12 protein-coding genes and 1 pseudogene are annotated in these 21,071 nt (G+C 73.0%); 11 read left to right on the top strand and 2 right to left on the bottom strand.

Translation table 11 applies throughout. From position 1 onward, the window contains the following. Window positions 1-31: 31 nt before the first annotated feature. From ACWDVG_RS14895 to ACWDVG_RS14915, 5 genes are all read left to right on the top strand, one after another. Complete coding sequence (locus ACWDVG_RS14895; RefSeq protein ID WP_451699562.1) at window positions 32-2,110, top strand: phosphocholine-specific phospholipase C; 2,079 nt, start codon at window positions 32-34, stop codon at window positions 2,108-2,110. Between the two features lie 186 nt (window positions 2,111-2,296). After that, window positions 2,297-4,543, top strand: coding sequence for an MMPL family transporter (locus ACWDVG_RS14900; protein WP_451699563.1), 2,247 nt, complete (start codon window positions 2,297-2,299; stop codon window positions 4,541-4,543). Further along, the gene (locus ACWDVG_RS14905) at window positions 4,521-5,084 is read left to right on the top strand and encodes a GNAT family N-acetyltransferase (RefSeq protein WP_451699564.1); all 564 of its coding nucleotides are present in this window, start codon (window positions 4,521-4,523) and stop codon (window positions 5,082-5,084) included. The genes ACWDVG_RS14900 and ACWDVG_RS14905 overlap by 23 nt, the downstream gene beginning before the upstream one ends. 205 nt (window positions 5,085-5,289) lie before the next feature. Further along, the gene (locus ACWDVG_RS14910) at window positions 5,290-5,481 is read left to right on the top strand and encodes a hypothetical protein (RefSeq protein WP_451699565.1); all 192 of its coding nucleotides are present in this window, start codon (window positions 5,290-5,292) and stop codon (window positions 5,479-5,481) included. Window positions 5,482-5,487: 6 nt separating this feature from the next. Beyond that, complete coding sequence (locus ACWDVG_RS14915; RefSeq protein ID WP_451699566.1) at window positions 5,488-8,547, top strand: helix-turn-helix transcriptional regulator; 3,060 nt, start codon at window positions 5,488-5,490, stop codon at window positions 8,545-8,547. A gap of 48 nt (window positions 8,548-8,595) precedes the next feature. Here ACWDVG_RS14915 and ACWDVG_RS14920 read toward each other — a convergent pair whose 3' ends face one another. Then, on the bottom strand, window positions 8,596-9,756 hold the full coding sequence (locus ACWDVG_RS14920) for a PQQ-dependent sugar dehydrogenase (RefSeq protein ID WP_451699567.1): 1,161 nt from the start codon (window positions 9,754-9,756) through the stop codon (window positions 8,596-8,598). 99 nt (window positions 9,757-9,855) lie between these two features. Continuing rightward, complete coding sequence (locus tag ACWDVG_RS14925; RefSeq protein ID WP_451699568.1) at window positions 9,856-10,857, bottom strand: aldo/keto reductase; 1,002 nt, start codon at window positions 10,855-10,857, stop codon at window positions 9,856-9,858. Window positions 10,858-10,932: 75 nt separating this feature from the next. On the opposite strand from ACWDVG_RS14925, the gene ACWDVG_RS14930 reads away from it, so the two are divergent. The 6 genes and pseudogenes from ACWDVG_RS14930 (at window position 10,933) to serA (ending at window position 20,999) form a co-directional block, all read left to right on the top strand. Then, on the top strand, window positions 10,933-11,895 hold the full coding sequence (locus ACWDVG_RS14930; protein ID WP_451699569.1) for a 2-hydroxyacid dehydrogenase: 963 nt from the start codon (window positions 10,933-10,935) through the stop codon (window positions 11,893-11,895). A 429-nt stretch (window positions 11,896-12,324) separates the two neighbouring features. Beyond that, a pseudogene (locus ACWDVG_RS14935) lies at window positions 12,325-15,406 on the top strand (EAL domain-containing protein). A gap of 223 nt (window positions 15,407-15,629) precedes the next feature. After that, window positions 15,630-17,477 (top strand): acetolactate synthase large subunit, encoded by a 1,848-nt coding sequence (locus ACWDVG_RS14940; RefSeq protein ID WP_451699570.1) that lies wholly within the window; start codon window positions 15,630-15,632, stop codon window positions 17,475-17,477. Between the two features lie 32 nt (window positions 17,478-17,509). Then, window positions 17,510-18,037 carry an acetolactate synthase small subunit gene (gene ilvN, locus ACWDVG_RS14945; RefSeq protein ID WP_309032631.1) on the top strand — a complete coding sequence of 176 codons (528 nt, stop codon included), beginning with the start codon at window positions 17,510-17,512 and terminating at the stop codon, window positions 18,035-18,037. A gap of 134 nt (window positions 18,038-18,171) precedes the next feature. Beyond that, window positions 18,172-19,173: a ketol-acid reductoisomerase gene (gene ilvC / locus ACWDVG_RS14950; protein ID WP_365338012.1), complete on the top strand. Its 1,002-nt coding sequence runs from the start codon at window positions 18,172-18,174 to the stop codon at window positions 19,171-19,173. Between the two features lie 236 nt (window positions 19,174-19,409). Further along, entirely contained in the window at window positions 19,410-20,999 is a 1,590-nt protein-coding gene (serA, locus tag ACWDVG_RS14955; protein WP_451699571.1) for a phosphoglycerate dehydrogenase, read from the top strand. Window positions 21,000-21,071 lie beyond the last annotated feature (72 nt).

Consider the following 21,071-nt stretch of genomic DNA (forward strand, 5'->3'; position numbering starts at 1 on the left):
CGTCGACTGGAGGTCGCTCTTGTCCCCGGAGATGTCCCGCAGAAGGCTGCTCGCCCTGGGCGGAGGCGCGCTCGGCGCCGCCGCGGCGGGTTCGCTGCTCCCGCCGTCCCTGCAGGCCGCGATGGCCGCGGAGCCGCCGGCCGGGGGCATGGCGGCCGTCCGGCACGTGGTGATCCTGATGCAGGAGAACCGGTCCTTCGACCACTACTTCGGCACCCTCCGGGGCGTCCGCGGCTTCGGTGACCGCAACGCCGTCGAGCTGCCGTCCGGCCGGCCGGTGTTCGAGCAGCCCGCCGGGGCCGGGCGGACCGTGCTGCCCTTCCCGATCCGCGACGCCGCCCGGACGCAGCAGAAGGACCTCCAGTACATCGGCGACCTCGACCACTCCTGGAGCGGCGGCGCCAAGGCCTGGCGCGGCGGCTGGATGGACGGCTGGGTCTCGGCCAAGACCGCCGCCACCATGGCGTACTACGACCGCCGGGACATCCCGCTCCACTACGAGCTCGCCGACACCTTCACCATCTGCGACGCCTACCACTCGTCCGTCCACACCTCGACGAGCCCCAACCGCAACCACCTGTGGTCCGGCTGGACCGGCTACGAGGCCGACGGCAGCCGCGCCGTCACCAACGCCGCCTACGCCGAGGGCACCCATCCCGGCTACGGCTGGCCGACCTACGCCGAGCGGCTCGAAGCGGCCGGGCGGAGCTGGAAGACGTACACCGAGTGGGAGAACTTCACCGACAACAACATCGAGTTCTTCACCCGCTTCAAGAAGATCGCCCGCAAGGCGCTCGCGCGGACCGGCGGGCACACCTTCATGGAGTCGTTCTACGCCGCCGTGCGCGACACCGACGACACCGCCGAGCGGACCCGGCTCCTCGGCCTCCTGGAGGAGGGCGTCGCGACGCTCGACCCCACGGAGCGCTCCCTCTTCGAGCGCGGCCTGCGCCGCGTGGAGTCCGGCACGCTCGCGGACGCCTTCCGCGCCGACGTCGCCGCCGGCACTCTGCCCGAGGTCTCCTACCTCGTGCCCTCCGCGATCGACTCCGAGCACCCCGGCTCCTCCTCGCCGATCGCCTCCGCCACCCTCGTCTACAAGGTGCTCGACGCCCTCGGCTCCCACCCGGACGTCTGGCGCCACACCGTCGTCCTGATCAACTACGACGAGAACGACGGCTTCTTCGACCACGTGCCGCCGCCGGTGCCGCCGGCCGAGAACACCGACGAGCGCTGGAAGGGCCTGCCCACCGGCCTCGGCATCCGGGTCCCGCTGCTCGTGGTCTCCCCGTGGTCGATCGGCGGCTACGTCTGCTCCGAGACCTTCGACCACACCTCCGTGATCCGGTTCCTGGAGCGGCTGACCGGCATCGAGGAGCCCAACATCACCCCCTGGCGCCGTGCCGTCACCGGTGACCTCACCTCCGCGTTCGACTTCAGGCGGCCCCGTCGGCAGCCGCCCGTCGAGCAGCCGGGTCCGATCCCGCCCTTCACCGGCCGCTGGCGGCCGCAGCCCCCGGCCGTCCAGTCGATGCCCGTCCAGGAGCCCGGCGTACGGCCCGCCCGCCCCCTGCCGTACCAGCCGGACGCCTCCGCCACCGTCGGCGCGGGCTCCGTCACGGTCGCCCTGAGCAACCGGGGCAGGGCGAGCGCGCACGTCGCCCTCTATCCGTACGCGGGCGAGTTCGCCGTCCCGCAGCACCGGGACGTCAGGGGGACGGGGGAGTGGACCGTCCCCGTCACGGGCGAGCGCTACCGCTTCACCATCACCGGTCCCAACGGCTTCCGCCGCGAGTTCGAGGGCCCCGCCACGGGCGGCGCCGAGCTCTCCAGCCGGATCGACCACCACGACCGTGACCTGCACCTCACCGTACGGAACACGGGGGACGCCCCCGTCGCCGTCACCGTCCGGCCGCTCGGTTACGTGGACGAGGCGGACCTCGGCGACTGGACCAGGACCGTCACGGTGAAGCCCGGGAAGTCCCGTACGGTCGTGCACTCCGCCGCCGACGCGCACGGCTGGTACGACATCGAGGTGACCGGGCCCGACGGCTTCCGCCGACGGCTCATGGGCCACATCGAGAACGGGCGCCCCTCGGTCTCCGGCTGATCCGGGGGGTCTCCGGCTGATCTCGGGGTCTCCGGCCGGCCGGCGGGTCTCACCGGCCGGCTGTGAGGATCGACACGAAAGGGGCAAATGATCTCCCCGGGCTGCGACAGTTGCCCCATACAGGTCATGCGTTCTTTACGGGCCGTTCCCGGTGAAGATCCACGAACCCTCCAGGGAGCACGTCCTTTGGCAGCCATCGCCCGATGGTGCGTCCGGCACCGTCTCGTCGCCGTCCTCCTCTGGGTCCTCGCCCTCGTCGGGGCCGGCACCGCGGCCGCCCTGGCCGGCGGCGCGTACTCCAACGACTACGAGGTCCCCGGCACCGAGTCGGGCCGGGCCACCGCCCTGCTCGAACGGGGCTTCCAGGGCCTCGGCGGCGACAGCGACACCATCGTCTGGCACAGCGAGGGCGGCAGCGTGCGCGCCGACGCCGTCGAGCAGCGCGTGACCGGCATGCTCGACCGGGTCGCCGAACTCCCCGGCATCGCCTCCGTCACCTCTCCGTACGGGCAGGCCGCGGGCCACGGGCAGATCAGTGAGGACGGGCGCACCGCCTACGCCACCGTCACCTTCCACCAGCAGGCCGACGACATTCCCCCGGCCCAGGCCGAGGCGCTCGTCACCACCGCCAAGGCGGCCGAGGCCGACGGCCTGCGGGTGGAACTCGGCGGCAGCGCCATCGCCCTCACCGAGGCCCCCGGCGGCCACATCGCCGAGGTCGTCGGCGTCGTCGTGGCGGCCGTCGTCCTCTTCCTCGCCTTCGGCTCGCTCGCCGCCTCCGCGCTGCCCATCGCCACCGCCCTCGTCGGCGTCGGCATCGCCTACTCCGGGATCGTGCTCCTCGGGCACGTGATGACCGTCGCCGACTTCGCCCCCATGCTGGGCATGCTCATCGGCCTCGGGGTCGGCATCGACTACGCCCTCTTCATCGTCACCCGGCACCGCAAGGGCCTGAAACGGGGCCTGCCCGTCGCCGAGGCCGCCGAGACCGCCGTCGCCACCACCGGCCGCGCCGTCGTCTTCGCCGGGGCCACCGTCTGCATCGCCCTGCTCGGCATGCTCATCCTGCGGCTCGGCTTCCTCAACGGCGTCGCCCTCGCGGCCTGTCTGACCGTCGTCCTCACCGTCGCCGCCTCGGTGACCCTGCTGCCCGCGCTGCTCTCCCTCATCGGCATGCGGGCGCTGTCCCGGCGCGAGCGCAGGACCCTCGTGGAGCACGGGCCGCAGCCCGAACTCCCCACCGGTTTCGCCGCCCGCTGGTCCGCCTTCGTCGAGCGTCACCCCAAGCTGCTCGGGGCCGTCGCCGCCGTCGTGATGACCGTCCTGGCGCTGCCCACCCTCTCGCTCCACCTCGGCACCTCCGACCAGGGCAACAACCCGGCCACCGCGACCACGCGCCAGGCCTACGACCTGCTCGCCGACGGCTTCGGACCCGGCGTCAACGGGCCGCTGACCCTCGTCGCGGGACTCGACGGCGCCGACGACCGGGTCGCCCTCGACGGGCTGCCCGAGACGCTCGCCGCCACCCGGGGCGTCGCGGCCGTCTCCCCGGTGACGTACAACAGCTCCGGCGACACCGCCGTCCTCACCGTCGTCCCCGACTCCTCGCCCCAGTCGCGGGCGACCAGCGACCTCGTCGACCGGCTCCGGCACGACGTGCTCCCCGAGGCCGGGAACGGCACCTCCCTCCAGGTGCACGTCGGCGGCGTCACCGCCTCCTACGACGACTTCGCCGAGATCATCGTCGGCAAGCTGCCGCTCTTCGTCGGCGTCGTCGTCGCCCTCGGCTGCCTGCTGCTCCTGCTCGCCTTCCGCTCCCTCGGCATCCCGCTGAAGGCCGCCGTCATGAACATCGCCGCCGTCGCCGCCGCCTTCGGCATCGTCGTCGCGATCTTCCAGTGGGGCTGGGGCAGCGAACTCCTCGGCCTCGGCAGCGCCGGCCCGATCGAGCCGTTCCTGCCCGTGATCATGGTCTCCGTCCTCTTCGGGCTCTCCATGGACTACCAGGTCTTCCTGGTCAGCCGGATGTACGAGGAGTGGCTGGAGACCGGCGACAACCGGCGGGCCGTCCGCGTCGGCCTCGCCGAGACCAGCCGCGTGATCAACTCCGCCGCCGTCATCATGATCTCGGTCTTCCTCGCCTTCGTGCTCTCCGGCGACCGGGTCATCGCGATGTTCGGCATCGCGCTCGCCGCCGCCGTCGCCCTCGACGCCTTCGTCCTGCGCACCCTCCTCGTCCCCGCCCTCATGCACCTGCTCGGCGGGGCGAACTGGTGGCTGCCCCGGCGCCTCGACCGCGTCCTGCCCCGCATCAGCATCGAACCCCCCGAGTGCCGGGAGACCGCGGACGCCCGTGCGAAGATCATCCCCGCACAACGAGCGACCGCTCCGACCGCGGAGGAGAACGACGATGTTCGCGATATCGCTGGGTGACGACGGTGCCGAGCTCCGGCCCCTGGAGCCCTGGCAGGCCGAGGAGTTCCTCGCCCACATGGACCGGGGCCGTGACTTCATCGGCGAGCACATCCTGCTCGCCGACGCCGTGACCGACCTCGCATCGGCCCGCTCCTTCCTCCGCGCGTACGCGGAGAAGGCCATGAACGACACCGGCCGCATCTACGGCATCTGGGCCGACGGCACCCTCGTCGGCGGCGTCCTCTTCCGCGTCATGGACGTCCCGGGCGGACTGGCCGAGGCCGGCTGCTGGCTGGAGCCCTCCGCCGCGGGCAAGGGCCTCGTCACCCGGGCCTGCCGGGTGATCATCGACTGGGCGATCCTGGAGCGCGGCCTCCACCGCGTCGAGTGGCGCGCCTCCGCCGCGAACACGGCGAGCCTGGCCGTCGCGCGCCGCCTCGGCATGACCAGGGAGGGCGTGCTGCGGGAGAACTACCTCCACCGCGGCTCCCGCGCCGACACCGAGCTGTGGGCCGTCCTCGCCGACGAATGGCGGGCCGCCGCCGAGCGGCGAGCCTAGGCACGCGCGGACCCCCCGGCACGCGGAGGCCGCCCCGGTACGTAGGGACGGGTCCCGGCCCCTCCTAAGGACCCCCGGGACCCGCCTAAGGACCCCCGGGGCCCGAACATGCGGCACACGCCCGATGTGGCCCCCTCCCCTGGGACACGAAGGTAGAGGCATCGCAGAGAGCGACACCGACACCTGACACACCAGGGAGCACCCGATGTTCGAGTACGAACTCCACCGCATGCACCACGCCGAGCTCGTCCGCGAGGCCGCCGCCCACCGCCTCTCCCGCGAGGCGACCGCCACCGGCGGGCGCACCGGACTCCTCGGCCGCCGACACGGCGACCAGGGCACGGAAGGACGGGTGAGCGACGGCGACCAGCGCACCCGCTTCGCACGGGCCGCGTGACCCCGTATGGGTGACGACACGGGCGCCTGTGCGATGCTCGGCGCCGTGGAGACCAGGTCAGTCAGCCCCGTGTTCGTCGGCCGCGCCGGCGAACTCACCGCCCTCGCCGAGGCGCTCTCCCGCGCGACCGCGGGAGAGCCCCAGGCCCTGCTCGTCTCCGGCGAGGCGGGCGTGGGCAAGACCCGCCTCATCGAGGAGTTCCTCGACGCCGCCTGCGCACGGGACGCCGTCATCGCGGTCGGCGGCTGCGTCGAACTCGGCGCCGACGGACTGCCGTTCGCGCCCTTCTCCGCCGCCCTGCGCGCGCTGCGCCGCCGTCTCCCCGACGAACTGACCGCCGCAGCCGACGGCCACGAGGGCGAACTCGCCCGGCTCCTCCCCGAACTCGGCGACCCCGGCAGCCACGAGCCGTCCGACGAGGACGCCACCGCCCGCCTCTTCGAGCTGACCGTCCGCCTCCTCGAACGGCTGGCCGCCGACCGCACCGTCGTGCTCGTCCTGGAAGACCTCCACTGGGCCGACGCCTCCACCCGCCACCTCCTCACCTACCTCCTGCGCACCCTGCGCCGCGGCCGGATCGTGGTGGTCGCCAGCTACCGCGCCGACGACATCCACCGCCGCCACCCGCTCCGCCCCCTCCTCGCCGAACTCGACCGCCTCCGCACCGTCCGCCGCATCGAACTGGCCCGCTTCACCCGTGCCGAGGTGCACCGCCAGCTCACCGGAATCCTCGCCGCCGAACCCGACCCCGGCCTCGTCGACGAGGTCTTCGAACGCTCCGACGGCAACGCCTTCTTCGTCGAGGAACTCGTCGTCTCCCACGCCGCCGGCTGCGCCGCGGGACAGCTCAGCGACTCCCTGCGCGACCTGCTGCTCGTCCGGGTCGAGACGCTCCCCGAGGACGCCCAGCGGGTCGCCCGGATCGTCGCCGAAGGCGGCTCCACCGTCGAACACGGCCTCCTCGCCGCCGTCGCCCGCCTCGGCGAGGACGAACTCATCGAGGCCCTGCGCGCCGCCGTCGGCGCCAACCTCCTCCTCGCCGTCCCCGACGGCGACGGCTACCGCTTCCGCCACTCCCTCGTCCGCGAGGCCGTCAGCGACGACCTGCTCCCCGGCGAACGCTCCCGCCTCAACCGCCGCTATGCCGAGGCCCTGGAGGCCAACCCGGCGCTCGTACGCCCCGAGGAGCGCGCCACCCGCCTCGCCACGTACTGGTACCACGCCCACGACCCGGCCAAGGCCCTCCCCGCCGTCCTCCGGGCCTCCGTCGAGACCCGCAAGCGCCACGCCTACGCCGAGCAGCTCCGCCTGCTCGAACGGGCCATGGAGCTGTGGGACGACGCCCCCGCCGCGGTCCGAGACGCCCTCCGGCCCCTGGACCACGCCGAGTCCTACCCGCCGTGCGGCTGCGACCCCGAGACCACCCCCCTCCGCTATCTGGACCTGCTCGCCGAGGCCGCCGTCGCCGCCCGGCTCTGCGGCGAACGCGAACGCGCCCTCAAGATCGTCAAGACCGCCCACCGCCTCCTCGACGGCGAGGACGAGCAGCCCGACCCGCTGCGCGCCGCCTGGTTCTGGACCGAGCGGGCCCGTCTCCAGTCCAACCTCGGCCGCGGCGACGGATGGGCCGAGATCGCCCGCGCCCAGGAACTCGTCAAGGGCCTGCCGCCCTCCGCCGTCCACGCCGTCGTCCTCGCCGGCGCCGCGGGCTGGGGCATGCTCCGCAAGCCCGGCCCCGACTCCCTCGCCGCCGCCGAACGCGCCGTGGAGTACGCCCGCCTGGTCAAGGCCGAGGCCACCGAACTCAACGCCCGCCTCACCCTCGGCACCATCATGGTCGCCGCAGGCGACCGCGAGGCCGGTCTCGCCGAGATGCACGCCGTCCGCGAACGGACCACCTCCCTCGGCCAGTTCCACGAGGCCGCCCGCGCCCACATCAACATCTCCTCCGCCCTGGAGTCCCTCGGCCGCTCCCGCGAGGCCGTCGACCTCGCCACCGAGGGCATCGAACTGGCCCGCACCCGCGGCCTCGCCGACAGCACCGCCTGGATCCGCGGCAACAAGGCCGAATCCCTCTTCTCCCTCGGCCGCTGGGACGAGTCCCGCGCCGAGGCCGAACTGCTCCTCTCCTCCGCGACCAGCACCAAGCCCCGCGGCTCCGCCCACCTCCGGCTCGCCCACATCGCCGCCTCCCGCGGCGAGACCGCCGCCGCGGCCGCCCACCTCGCCGAGGCCCGCACCGTCTACGGCACCCGCGACCCGCTCCCGCAGTACACGCTCCCCACGGCCGGGATCGCCGCGGTCGTCGCCGCCGCCGAAGGCCGCCTCACCGACATCCGCGCCGACATCGCCGCCGCGCCCGACGCCGGTTTCCCGCCCGGCACCCACCGCTACGGCTGGCCGCTGCTCCTCGTCGCCGTCGCCGCCGAGGCCGACAGCCGCGGACTGCCGGCCGCCGAGGAGGGCCGCGCCGAGGCGCTCGCCGCGATCCGACGCTGCGTCCGCGGCCTCGCCGCCCCGGACCCCGTCTGGGCCGCCCACGCGGCCCAGGTCTCCGAGGAACTCGCCCGCGCCGAGGGCCGCCAGACCGCCGCCCGCTGGGCCGACGTCGTCGCGGCCTGGACGACCCTCGACCGCCCCCACCAGCTGGCCCGCGCCCGGCACCGCCTCGCCGACGCCCTCCTCGTCGAGGGCGGCCGCCGCGAGGAGGCCGCGGCCCTCCTGCGCGAGGCCCACGCCACCGCGGTCGCCCTCGGCGCCCGGCCGCTCCGCGAGGACGTCGAACTCCTCGCCGCCCGCGCCCGCCTCTCCCTGGCCCCGGAGGAGCGGCCCGAGACCCCGGCGGACCCCGGCGAGGACACCTTCGGCCTCACCCCGCGCGAGCAGGACGTCCTCCGGCTGGTCGCCAGGGGACGCACCAACCGTCAGATCGCCGAGGAGCTGTTCATCTCACCGAAGACCGCCAGCGTCCACGTCTCCCACATCCTGGCCAAGCTCGGCGTCGCGGGCCGGGGAGAGGCCGCGGCCCTGGCCCACCGGCTCCACCTCCTCGACCCGGTCGGCTGACCCCGGGGTCGCCGTCCCCCGCGCCTCCCGCCCCCGGTCCGACCGCCCTCACCCCGTCTCCAGCCGGAGGATCCGGTCGTCCCCGGACTCCGGGGTGCCCCGGGTGTCGGTCTCGCTGGTCACCAGCCAGAGTCTGCCGTCGCCGCCCGCCAGCACCGTCCTCAGCCGGCCGTACTCCCCGGACAGGAAGGCCTCCGGTTCCCCCGACCGCTCCGCGCCGGAGAGCGGCACCCGCCACAGCCGCTCGCCGCGCAGCCCCGCCATCCAGATCGCGCCCCGCGCGAACGCGATCCCGCTGGGGGAGGCCTCGGAGGTCGGCCACTGCGCCACCGGGTCCACGAACCCCGAACGCCCGGCCCGCCCCTCGGCGGCCGGCCAGCCGTAGTTCCCGCCGGGACGGATCAGATTCAGCTCGTCCCAGGTGTTCTGGCCGAACTCCGCCGCCCACAGCCGGCCCCCGTCGTCCCAGGCGAGGCCCTGCACATTGCGGTGACCGGAGGAGTAGACCACCGAACCGGCGAAGGGATTGCCCGGGGCCGGCCGGCCCTCCGGCGTCATCCGCAGGATCTTGCCGCCCAGCGAATCCCGGTCCTGCGCGAGCCCCGTCTCGCCCGTCTCTCCCGTCCCCGCGTACAGCATCCCGTCCGGCCCGAACGCGATCCGCCCGCCGTTGTGCACGACGCCCTTCGGGATGCCGGTCAGCACCTCCTCCGGCGCCCCGAGCCGGTCGCCCGCCCCGCCGCCGTACCGCATGCGCACGATCCGGTTGTCCGACTCCGCCGTCAGGTACGCGTACACCCAGGGCCCGCGCACCGCGAGCCCCATCAGGCCGCCCTCACCGCCCGGGACCACCCCCGGCACCTCGCCCAGCGGGGTCTTCGCGCCCGTCCGGACGTCCACCCGGGTCACCGTCCGCTCGTCGCGCGAGGAGACCAGCAGATCACCGCCCGGCAGCGCCGCGAGCCCCCACGGCGACCTCAGCCCCTCCGTCAGCGTCCCGGCCACCGACAACCGCCCCGCGGCGGGCGACGACGCCGCCGCGGAGGGGCCCGGCGCCGACGAGGACGAGGACGGCGGCGCGGCGACGGAGGAGGCCGGAGGAGCCGTACCGGAGCTCTCCCCGCCCCCGCCCGACGAGCAGCCCGCCACCAGCACGAACACGGCGGCGCCCCACAGGGCCTTCACCTTCACCACAGCAGGACGGCTCATGGCACGGTCCCCTTCGACGTCGAGCGGCATCCCTTCACCCTTGATACACCGCTCGACCCGATCAGGTTCCCGCCCGCGCCGCGCCGCGGGCTCCGCCCCTCAGTCCCACGACCCCCGGGGCGCCGGAAGCGCCTCGATCTCCGCCAGGTCCCGCTCCGTCAGCCGCAGCGCCGCCGCCCCCGCGTTCTCCACCGCCCACCGCTCCCGCTTCGCACCCGGCACCGGCACCACGTGCCGCCCCCGGCCCAGCACCCAGGCCAGCGCCACCTGCGCCGGGGTCACCGCCGCCCCGTGCCGCGCCGCGACCCGTCGGAGCCCCGCCACCAGCGGCTGGTTCGCGGCCATCATCTCGGCCGTGAAGCGCGGGTGCCTGGCCCGCGGGTCGTCCGGCTCGAAACCGCCGCCAGGCGTCAGCGTCCCCGTCAGATACCCGCTCGCCAGCGGCATCGCGGCCAGGAACCCGACGCCCCGCGCCTCGCACCACGGCAGCAGCCGCCCCAGGGCCTCCGGCGACCAGACCGACAGTTCGGCCTCCACCGCCGCCACCGGGAAGACCTGCTGGATCCGCTCCAGCTGCCGGATCGTTCCCTCGTACACGTCCCGCGTCCCGCCCCGCCGGGCCGGCCGGGCGCCCACGGCGCAGAGCCCCAGCGCCCGCACCTTCCCCGCCGCCACCAGCTCGGCCATCGCCCCCCAGGTCTCCTCGACCGGCACCTCGGGGTCGGCCCGGTGCAGCTGGTAGAGGTCGATCACATCGGTCTGCAGCCGCCGCAGCGAGGCGTCGCAGGCCCGACGCACGTACCCCGGCCTGCCGTTGGCGACCACGTGCTGGTCGCCGACGAGCAGCCCGCACTTCGTCGACACGAAGACGTCCGCCCGCCGCTCCTTCAACACCCGCCCCAGCAGTAGCTCGTTGGTGAACGGTCCGTACATGTCGGCGGTGTCCAGCAGGCTCACCCCGGCGTCGAGCGCCGCGTGCACGGTCCGCAGCGAACGGTCGCCGCGCTGCTGCGAACGGCTGTAGCCCCAGCTCATCGGCATGCACCCCAGGCCGATCGCACCCACGTCGAGCGCCGTCGCCCCGATAGTCCTGCGCTCCACCTGCCGGTACCCCTCCCTGTGCCGTCCCCCAAAGTAACCAATGGCGCGCCGGATTCTTCGCATAGCCTCCCGGTCATGACCTTCGCATCCACCACCGCTGACGTGTGGCTTCCGATTCCGGCGGCCGAGATCGACGGCCTGCCGGAGCCGGCCGCCTCGGGGCTCAACTACCGCTTCTGGGACGGCGGACCGGATTTCCCCGCCGATCCCGCGGACTGCGTCTTCTACGTCGTCCCGTACATGAAGGGCTCGGAGATCGCCGTCCGCCCGCTGGCCTCCATGACCTCGCTGCGGGCCGTGCAGACCCTCTCCGCCGGGATCGACCACGTCACTCCCGGCCTCGGCTCGCTCCGCCCCGGCGTCTCCGTCTGCAACGCCAAGGGCGTCCACGAGGCCAGCACCGCCGAACTCACCCTCGCGCTGATCCTCGCCTCCCTGCGCGGCATCCCCGGCTTCGTCCGCGGCCAGGACGCCGAGGAGTGGCGGGCCGGCTTCTACCCCGCACTCGCCGACAAGTCCGTCCTGATCGTCGGGTACGGATCGATCGGCGCCGCCATCGAAGACCGGCTCGCACCCTTCGAATGCGCGCGGGTGGAGCGCGTCGCACGCTCCGCGCGCACCACAGGGCGCGGACCGGTCCACGCCCTCGCCGACCTTCCCGCGCTGCTGCCCGAGGCCGACGTGGTCGTCCTGTCGACTCCGCTCACGCCCGCGACCAGGCACCTCGCCGACGCCGCCTTCCTGGGACGGATGAAGGACGGCGCGCTCCTGGTGAACGTCGCCCGCGGCCCGGTCGTCGACACCTCCGCGCTGCTCAAGGAGGTGGAGACCGGTCGGATCACGGCGGCGCTCGACGTCACCGATCCGGAACCGCTGCCGGCCGGGCATCCGTTGTGGCACGCTCCCGGTGTCCTGATCAGTCCCCATGTGGGAGGTTCCACTTCGGCGTTCATGCCGAGGGCCAGGCGGCTGGTCGCGGGACAGCTGCGGCGCTTCGCGGCGGGGGAGGAGCTGGCGAACGTCCTCCTCACCACCTGACGGCGGCGCGGTGAACGCGCCCCCGCCGCGCGCCGCTCACAAGCCCCCAGCCAGTCACGGAGAGTACTCCGCCCCTGTCCCTGAGTGACGATCCTGGTGTATCGTCCCGGAAAGGGGGTCTGCGTCGAGTACGGACTGACGCCGGGGAGCGAAGTGACGGGACATCAGATTCCGAGGGGGGCGACGGGTGACGTACGGCCGAAGGACCGACGGACCGGCGCGGCGACGCCGCTGCCGACGACCCTTGCGCGTCTCGCCGCCGGGCTTGTGCACGCGGTGCCTGACCAGCCTGTGCCGCACCCGGCCGAGTGCGTGGCCGGGGCGCCGGGCCCCGGCGACGGCCGGACCGCCGCGGCCGCCGAACCGACCGCCGAGCCGGCCTCCGCAGCTGCCGCCCGCCGCGCACCGGCGGACGCCGGCCGCCCCGCCGTGTCCGCCCCCGGCGGCCGCGCGGCGCTCCACCACCTCGACGGGCACGCCCACGGTGGCGGCCAGGCGCCACCGGCCCGGCCGCGCCACCCCGCGGGGCGCGAGCGCCCGGCCGCGGAGGACCCGGTGAGCGCGCCGGGGGCGCTCATCGGCCACGGCCCCGCCGGAGGGGACCACGGCCACGGTGACCCCGGCCGCCCCGGCCGCGCGCATCCGGTCCCCGGCCGTCCCGACGGCGGGCATCCCGCACCCGGACGTCCCGGCCCCGTCGTCCCCCGCCGCCGTGAGCCGGCGAGCCCGGAGGGCGGCGGAGGCCGCTCCGGAACCGGCTCCGTCCGTGCCCAGGTCGCCCTCGGCCTCGTCTGCGCCGGCTACACGGCGGGCGCGGCACTCGGCTGGGGGACGCCCCGACTCGCGGTGTTCATGGGCGACTTCGGGCTGAGCATCGCCGCGCTCGCCGCCGCGGTCTCCTGCTTCCTGTACGCCAGGACCCACCGCGGCGGCACCCGCCCCGCCTGGCTGCTCTTCGCGTTCTCCTCGTTCATGGCCGCCGCGGGAAACGCCGTCTGGGGGTGGTACGAGGTCGTGCTCCGCCAGGAGGTTCCCGACTCCTCCGTGGCGGACCTCTTCTTCCTGCTCTTCGCCCCGCCCGCCATCGTCGGACTCCTCGTCCTCGCCAAGAAGCCCGTCACCCGGGCCGGCTGGGTCTGCCTGGGGCTCGACGCCTGGCTCATCGGCGGATCCCTCCTGACGCTCTCCTGGAGCCTCGCCCTCGCCCACACGGCCCACTTCCAGGGCGAGTCCGTCGCCCAGGCCGCGCTGTCGCTGGCGTACCCGCTCCTCGACATCGCGCTCGTCAGCATGGTCCTGGCGCTGCACTTCCGGCGCTCCCATACGAACCGCTCGGCGACCAACACCGCCATCGCCGCGCTCGCCCTCACCGTGCTGTGCGACGCGCTCTTCACCTCGCCCCTGCTCCGCGAGAACTACGCCTCGGGGCAGCTCCTCGACGCCGGCTGGTTCGCCGGCTCGCTGCTCCTCGCGTACGCCCCCTGGGGCGTGCGGAGACCGCCGGAGGGCGGGGCCGCCGCCGCGCGCGGCCAGCGGCTCCACAGCCGCCCCGTCGCCGGTTCGCTCGCCGCCCTCACGCCGTACCTCGCCGCCGCCGTCTGCACGCTCGGCATCCTCTACAACGTCGTCGAGGGACGCCGGGTCGACCGCGTCGTCGTCCTCACCGGCTGCACCGTCGTGCTCGCGCTCGTCGTCCGCCAGGGCATCATGCTCCTCGACAACATCGCCCTCACCCACGAACTGGCCCACAAGGAGAACCACTTCAGGTCGCTCGTGCAGGGCTCCAGCGACGTCATCATGATCGCCGCGCCGACCGGTGTGCTCCGCTACGTCAGCCCGGCCGCCTCCGGGGTGTACGGACGGGACGCCGAGGAGCTCATCGGCTCCGAGCTCGCCTCCCTCATCCACCCCGAGGACCTGGGGGCCGTCGTCCACGAGGTGCGCCGCTTCCTGGCCGCCTCCCCGGCCGAGGAGCCCACCACCCGGATCGAGTGCCGCTTCCGCTCAGGCCGCGGCGACTGGCTCCACGTCGAGTCCACGGTCAACCGGCACCAGGGCGGCCTCATCTTCAACAGCCGCGACGTCACCGAACGCGTCCGGCTCCAGGCCCAGTTGCAGCACAACGCCGAGCACGACCCGCTCACCGACCTGCCCAACCGGGCCCTCTTCACCCGGCGGGTCCGCCAGGCCCTCGGCGGCCGACGGGCCTCCGACCCCGGCACCGCCGTGCTCTTCATCGACCTCGACGGCTTCAAGGGGGTCAACGACCGCCTCGGCCACCAGGCGGGCGACGACCTCCTCGTCCAGGCCGCCCGCCGCCTCCAGGAGTCCGTACGCGCCGGGGACACCGCCGCGCGGCTCGGCGGCGACGAGTTCGCCGCCCTCATCCTCGGCGACGGCACCCGCGACCAGGAGGCCCGCGAGGGGCAGGTCCAGGAGATCGCCGACCGGCTGCGCCTCACGCTCTCCCAGCCGTACCGGGTCGACGGCGGGAACGAGGTGCGGGTCGCCGCCTCCATCGGCGTCGCCTTCGCGGAGCCCGGCATCGGCGCGGGGGACCTCCTGCGCAACGCCGACCTCGCCATGTACCGCGCCAAGGCCGGCGGCAAGGACCGCGTCGAGCTCTACAGGCCCCAGATGCAGGCCGAGGTCGTCCGCCGCACCGAGGTCGCCGCCCGGCTGCGCACCGCCCTGCACGAGGGCGAGTTCGCCCTGCTCCACCAGCCCGTCGTCGACCTCGCCACCGGTCGGATCTCCGCCGTCAGCGCCCAGGCCCGCTGGCGCTCGACCCAGGGCATCCTCTTCACCCCCGCCGAGTACCTCCGCGTCACCGACGACGGCGCGCGCACCGCCGAGCTCGGCCGCTGGCTCCTGGAGCAGGCCGTGGAGCAGGCCGCCGAGCGGGCGGGAATCGGCCACCGCACCCCCGTGGCCATCCGGCTCCCGGCGAGCCGGCTCCTCGACCGCTCCCTGCCCCTCGGATCCGTGGAGTCCCTGCTCACCCGGCACGGACTGCCGTCCGGCTCGCTGATCATCGAGCTGGGCGACACCGAGACTGGGACGCCCCTCGACGCACTCGAACAGCGGCTCGTCACCCTGCGCCGCCTCGGCGTGCGGATCGCGCTCGACGGATTCGGCACCGGACACGTCGCGATCAACGCGCTGCGCCGCCTTCCCGTCGACATACTGAAGCTGGACAGGGAGCTCGTCGAGGGCGTGGTCGAGTCGGCCCGGCTCCGCAAGATCACCGGCGGAGTGCTCCGGATCGCCCGCGACCTCGGACTCCGGACCGTCGCCGAGGGCGTCGACGTGCCGGAGCAGGTCCTCGCCCTGCGCGCCATGGGCTGCACCCACGCCCAGGGCATGGCCTTCGCGGGCCCGCTCGACGAGTACCGGCTGCGCCGCGCGCTGGTGCGCGACGAGTACCCGCTGCCCGGCGCGGTCCCCGTACCTGTCGGAAAACCGTCCTCCGATCCGCTCAAATAGTGAGACGCCCGTCCCACCCACTTGACAGTGGTGAGGTGCGAGGGGGAGGGTCGGAGTCATGCGCACCCGAATTCTCGTACTTGGAAAGCGCGTCGGCTGAGGCAGGCCCCCAGAGAAGGCCCGCCTGAAACGCACCCGACGCGCTCCCCTCGCTTGCCTCCCGGCACGAGGGGTTTTTTGTTGCACCGACTCGCCCCCGAGTCGTACCAAACCCTCGCGAAAACCCTCTGCTTCGAGAAGAGATGCTGATGACCGAGCAGGCCACCGGGCACCATCCGCAGCCGCGGCCCCGCAGCGGCGGACCGTCCGCCACCACCGTCGAGCACGTCACGGGTGCGCAGTCCCTCATCCGTTCTCTCGAGGAAGTGGGCGCCGACACCGTCTTCGGCATCCCCGGCGGCGCGATCCTCCCCGCCTACGACCCGATGATGGACTCGCGGCGGGTGCGCCACATCCTGGTCCGCCACGAGCAGGGCGCCGGTCACGCGGCCACCGGCTACGCCCAGGCGACCGGCAAGGTCGGCGTCTGCATGGCGACCTCCGGCCCCGGCGCGACCAACCTGGTCACCCCGATCGCCGACGCCCACATGGACTCCGTCCCCCTGGTCGCGATCACCGGTCAGGTCGCCTCCAAGGCGATCGGCACGGACGCCTTCCAGGAGGCGGACATCTGCGGCATCACGATGCCGATCACCAAGCACAACTTCCTGGTGACCAAGGCCGAGGACATCCCCCGGACCATCGCCGAGGCCTTCCACATCGCCTCCACCGGCCGCCCCGGCCCGGTCCTGGTCGACATCGCCAAGGACGCCCTCCAGGCGAAGACCACCTTCAGCTGGCCGCCGCAGACCGACCTGCCCGGCTACCGCCCGGTGACCAAGCCGCACGCCAAGCAGATCCGCGAGGCCGCGAAGCTGATCACCGCCGCCAAGCGGCCCGTCCTGTACGTCGGCGGCGGCGTGATCAAGTCCGGTGCCACCGCCGAGCTGAAGGTCCTCGCCGAGCTGACCGGCGCCCCGGTCACCACCACGCTCATGGCGCTGGGCGCCTTCCCCGACAGCCACCCGCTGCACGTCGGCATGCCCGGCATGCACGGTGCCGTCACCGCCGTCACCGCGCTCCAGAAGGCCGACCTGATCGTCGCCCTCGGCGCCCGCTTCGACGACCGCGTCACCGGCAAGCTCGACAGCTTCGCCCCGTACGCCAAGATCGTCCACGCGGACATCGACCCGGCCGAGATCGGCAAGAACCGCGCCGCCGACGTCCCGATCGTCGGCGACGCCCGCGAGGTCATCGCCGACCTGGTCCAGGCCGTCCAGGCCGAGTACAGCGAGGGCAACAGGGGCGACTACTCCACCTGGTGGGCCGACCTCAACCGCTGGCGCGAGACCTACCCGCTCGGCTACGACCTGCCGGAGGACGGCAGCCTGTCGCCGCAGCAGGTCATCCAGCGCATCGGCCAGCTCGCCCCCGAGGGCACGATCTTCGCCGCGGGCGTCGGCCAGCACCAGATGTGGGCCGCCCACTTCATCGACTACGAGCAGCCCGCCACCTGGCTGAACTCCGGCGGCGCCGGAACGATGGGCTACGCGGTCCCGGCCGCGATGGGCGCCAAGGCCGGAATGCCGGACCGCCCGGTCTGGGCGATCGACGGCGACGGCTGCTTCCAGATGACCAATCAGGAGCTCACCACCTGCGCCCTGAACAACATCCCGATCAAGGTCGCCATCATCAACAACGGCGCCCTCGGCATGGTCCGCCAGTGGCAGACGCTCTTCTACAACCAGCGGTACTCCAACACCGTCCTGCACTCCGGCCCGGACGACGTCAACCCGGACGCCAAGGGCACCCGCGTCCCCGACTTCGTGAAGCTCTCCGAGGCCATGGGCTGTGTCGCCCTGCGCTGCGAGGACCCGGCCGACCTCGACAAGGTCATCGCCGAGGCCAACGCCATCAACGACCGTCCGGTCGTCGTCGACTTCATCGTCCACGAGGACGCCCAGGTCTGGCCGATGGTCGCCGCCGGCACCTCCAACGACGAGGTCATGGCCGCGCGGGGCGTCCGCCCCGACTTCGGCGACGGCGAAGACGACTGAAGCGCAGAGCGACCACAGGAAGAGACCCAGACATGTCCACCAAGCACACGCTCTCCGTCCTCGTCGAGAACACGCCCGGCATCCTCGCCCGGATCGCGGCCCTGTTCTCCCGCCGCGGCTTCAACATCGACTCGCTCGCGGTCGGTGTCACCGAGCACCCCGACATCTCCCGCATCACCATCGTGGTCAATGTCGAGGACCTGCCGCTGGAGCAGGTGACCAAGCAGCTCAACAAGCTGGTCAACGTCCTGAAGATCGTCGAACTCGAGCCCAGCGCCGCGATCCAGCGCGAGCTCGTCCTGGTGAAGGTCCGCGCCGACAACGAGACCCGCTCCCAGATCGTCGAGATCGTCCAGCTGTTCCGCGCCAAGACCGTCGACGTCTCCCCCGAGGCCGTCACCATCGAGGCCACCGGTTCGAGTGACAAGCTCGACGCCATGCTGAAGATGCTGGAGCAGTTCGGCATCAAGGAACTCGTGCAGTCCGGCACGATCGCCATAGGGCGTGGCGCCCGGTCCATCACGGACCGGTCCCTGCGGGCCCTCGACCGCAGCGCCTGACCCGGGCGCCCGGCCGCGGCGCCCGACGCCGGCGCCCGGCCGTTCCGCCTGACGAGACCGCTAGACCCCTCTCGCCTCTCCCGCCGTACGGTGGGGACGCACAACCAGCAACACCGCCAACAAGGAGAATCCCAGTGGCCGAGCTGTTCTACGACGACGACGCCGACCTGTCCATCATCCAGGGCCGCAAGGTCGCGGTGATCGGTTACGGCAGCCAGGGCCACGCCCACGCGCTGTCGCTCCGTGACTCGGGTGTCGACGTCCGCGTCGGTCTGCACGAGGGCTCCAAGTCCAAGGCCAAGGCCGAGGAGCAGGGCCTGCGCGTGGTCACCCCGGCCGAGGCCGCCGCCGAGGCCGACGTCATCATGATCCTGATCCCGGACCCGATCCAGGCCCAGGTCTACGAGGCGTCCATCGCCCCGAACCTGAAGGACGGCGACGCGCTGTTCTTCGCCCACGGCTTCAACGTCCGCTTCGGCTTCATCAAGCCCCCGGCCGGCGTCGACGTCGCCCTGGTCGCCCCGAAGGGCCCGGGCCACCTGGTCCGCCGCCAGTACGAGGAGGGCCGCGGCGTCCCCGCGATCGCCGCCGTCGAGCAGGACGCGACCGGCAACGCCTTCGCCCTGGCGCTCTCCTACGCCAAGGCCATCGGCGGCACCCGCGCCGGCGTCATCAAGACGACGTTCACCGAGGAGACGGAGACCGACCTCTTCGGCGAGCAGGCCGTCCTCTGCGGTGGCGCGTCCGCGCTCGTCAAGGCGGGCTTCGAGACCCTGGTCGAGGCCGGCTACCAGCCGGAGATCGCCTACTTCGAGTGCCTGCACGAGCTGAAGCTCATCGTCGACCTCATGTACGAGGGCGGCCTGGAGAAGATGCGCTGGTCCGTCTCCGAGACGGCCGAGTGGGGCGACTACATCACCGGCCCGCGCATCATCACCGACGCCACCAAGGCCGAGATGAAGAAGGTCCTCACCGACATCCAGGACGGCACCTTCGCCAAGAACTGGATGGACGAGTACCACGGCGGTCTGAAGAAGTACAACGAGTACAAGACCCAGGACGAGAAGCACCTCCTGGAGACCACCGGCAAGGAGCTGCGCAAGCTCATGAGCTGGGTGAACGACGAGGAGGCGTAAGCCTTCGGGGGAGGGGCCGGACAGGGTGTCCGGCCCCTCCCCGCAGCGTTGGACACCCCGTCCAACCACGGACGGGTGATCCTTCCATCGAGGCGTACGAACGGCGCCGACGCACCACTACACTGCTCAACAACATACGCGTCAGGCCCACAGCGTCGTGCGCTTTCACGCGGCAAGCCCCTCCACCGCCTGCGGCCGTCGGGACGGCCGTCCGCACTGGACCTGTGAGGACTCACGTGAGCTCGAAACCTGTCGTACTCATCGCTGAAGAGCTTTCGCCCGCCACCGTCGACGCCCTGGGCCCGGACTTCGAGATCCGGCACTGCAACGGCGCCGACCGCGCCGAGCTGATTCCCGCCATCGCCGACGTGGACGCGATCCTGGTCCGCTCCGCGACCAAGGTCGACGCCGAGGCCATCGCCGCCGCGAACAAGCTGCGCGTCGTCGCCCGCGCGGGCGTCGGTCTGGACAACGTCGACGTCTCCGCCGCCACCAAGGCCGGCGTGATGGTCGTCAACGCGCCGACCTCGAACATCGTCACCGCCGCCGAGCTCGCGTGCGGTCTGCTCGTCGCCACCGCGCGCAACATCCCGCAGGCCAACACCGCGCTGAAGAACGGCGAGTGGAAGCGCTCCAAGTACACGGGCGTCGAGCTGAGCGAGAAGACCCTCGGCGTCGTCGGCCTCGGCCGCATCGGCGTGCTGGTCGCCCAGCGCATGTCCGCCTTCGGCATGAAGATCGTCGCGTACGACCCCTACGTGCAGCCGGCCCGCGCCGCCCAGATGGGCGTGAAGCTGCTGACCCTCGACGAGCTGCTCGAGGTCGCCGACTTCATCACCGTCCACCTGCCGAAGACCCCGGAGACCCTCGGTCTCATCGGCGACGAGGCGCTGCACAAGGTCAAGCCGACCGTCCGGATCGTCAACGCCGCGCGCGGCGGGATCGTGGACGAGGAGGCGCTGTACTCGGCGCTCAAGGAGGGCCGGGTCGCCGGCGCGGGCCTCGACGTGTACGCGAAGGAGCCCTGCACGGACTCTCCGCTCTTCGAGCTCGACCAGGTCGTCTGCACCCCGCACCTCGGCGCGTCCACGGACGAGGCCCAGGAGAAGGCCGGCATCGCCGTCGCCAAGTCGGTGCGCCTCGCGCTCGCCGGCGAGCTGGTCCCGGACGCGGTCAACGTCCAGGGCGGTGTCATCGCCGAGGACGTGAAGCCGGGTCTGCCGCTCGCCGAGAAGCTCGGCCGGATCTTCACCGCGCTGGCGGGCGAGGTCGCGGCGCGCCTCGACGTCGAGGTGTACGGCGAGATCACCCAGCACGACGTGAAGGTGCTCGAACTCTCCGCGCTCAAGGGCGTGTTCGAGGACGTGGTCGACGAGACCGTGTCGTACGTCAACGCCCCGCTGTTCGCGCAGGAGCGCGGTGTCGAGGTCCGGCTGACGACGAGCTCCGAGTCGCCCGACCACCGCAACATGGTGACCGTGCGCGGCACCCTCGGCAGCGGCGAGGAGGTCGCGGTCTCCGGCACGCTCGCCGGGCCCAAGCACCTCCAGAAGATCGTCGCGGTCGGCGACTACGACGTGGACCTGGCGCTCGCCGACCACATGGTCGTGCTCCGCTACGAGGACCGTCCGGGTGTCGTCGGCACGGTCGGCCGGATCCTCGGCGAGGCGGGTCTGAACATCGCGGGCATGCAGGTCTCGCGCGCGGAGGAGGGCGGTGAGGCGCTCGTCGTGCTCACCGTCGACGACACGCTGCCGGCCCCCGTGCTCGCGGAGATCGCGCAGGAGATCGGCGCCACCTCGGCCCGTTCCGTCAACCTGATCTGACGCACGCCGTTCCCGTACCCGGCCGCTATACGATCGTCTTACACGATTGTCTAGCGGCCGGGTACAGTGCTG

The sequence above is a fragment of the Streptomyces sp. NPDC003327 genome, from assembly GCF_053589515.1.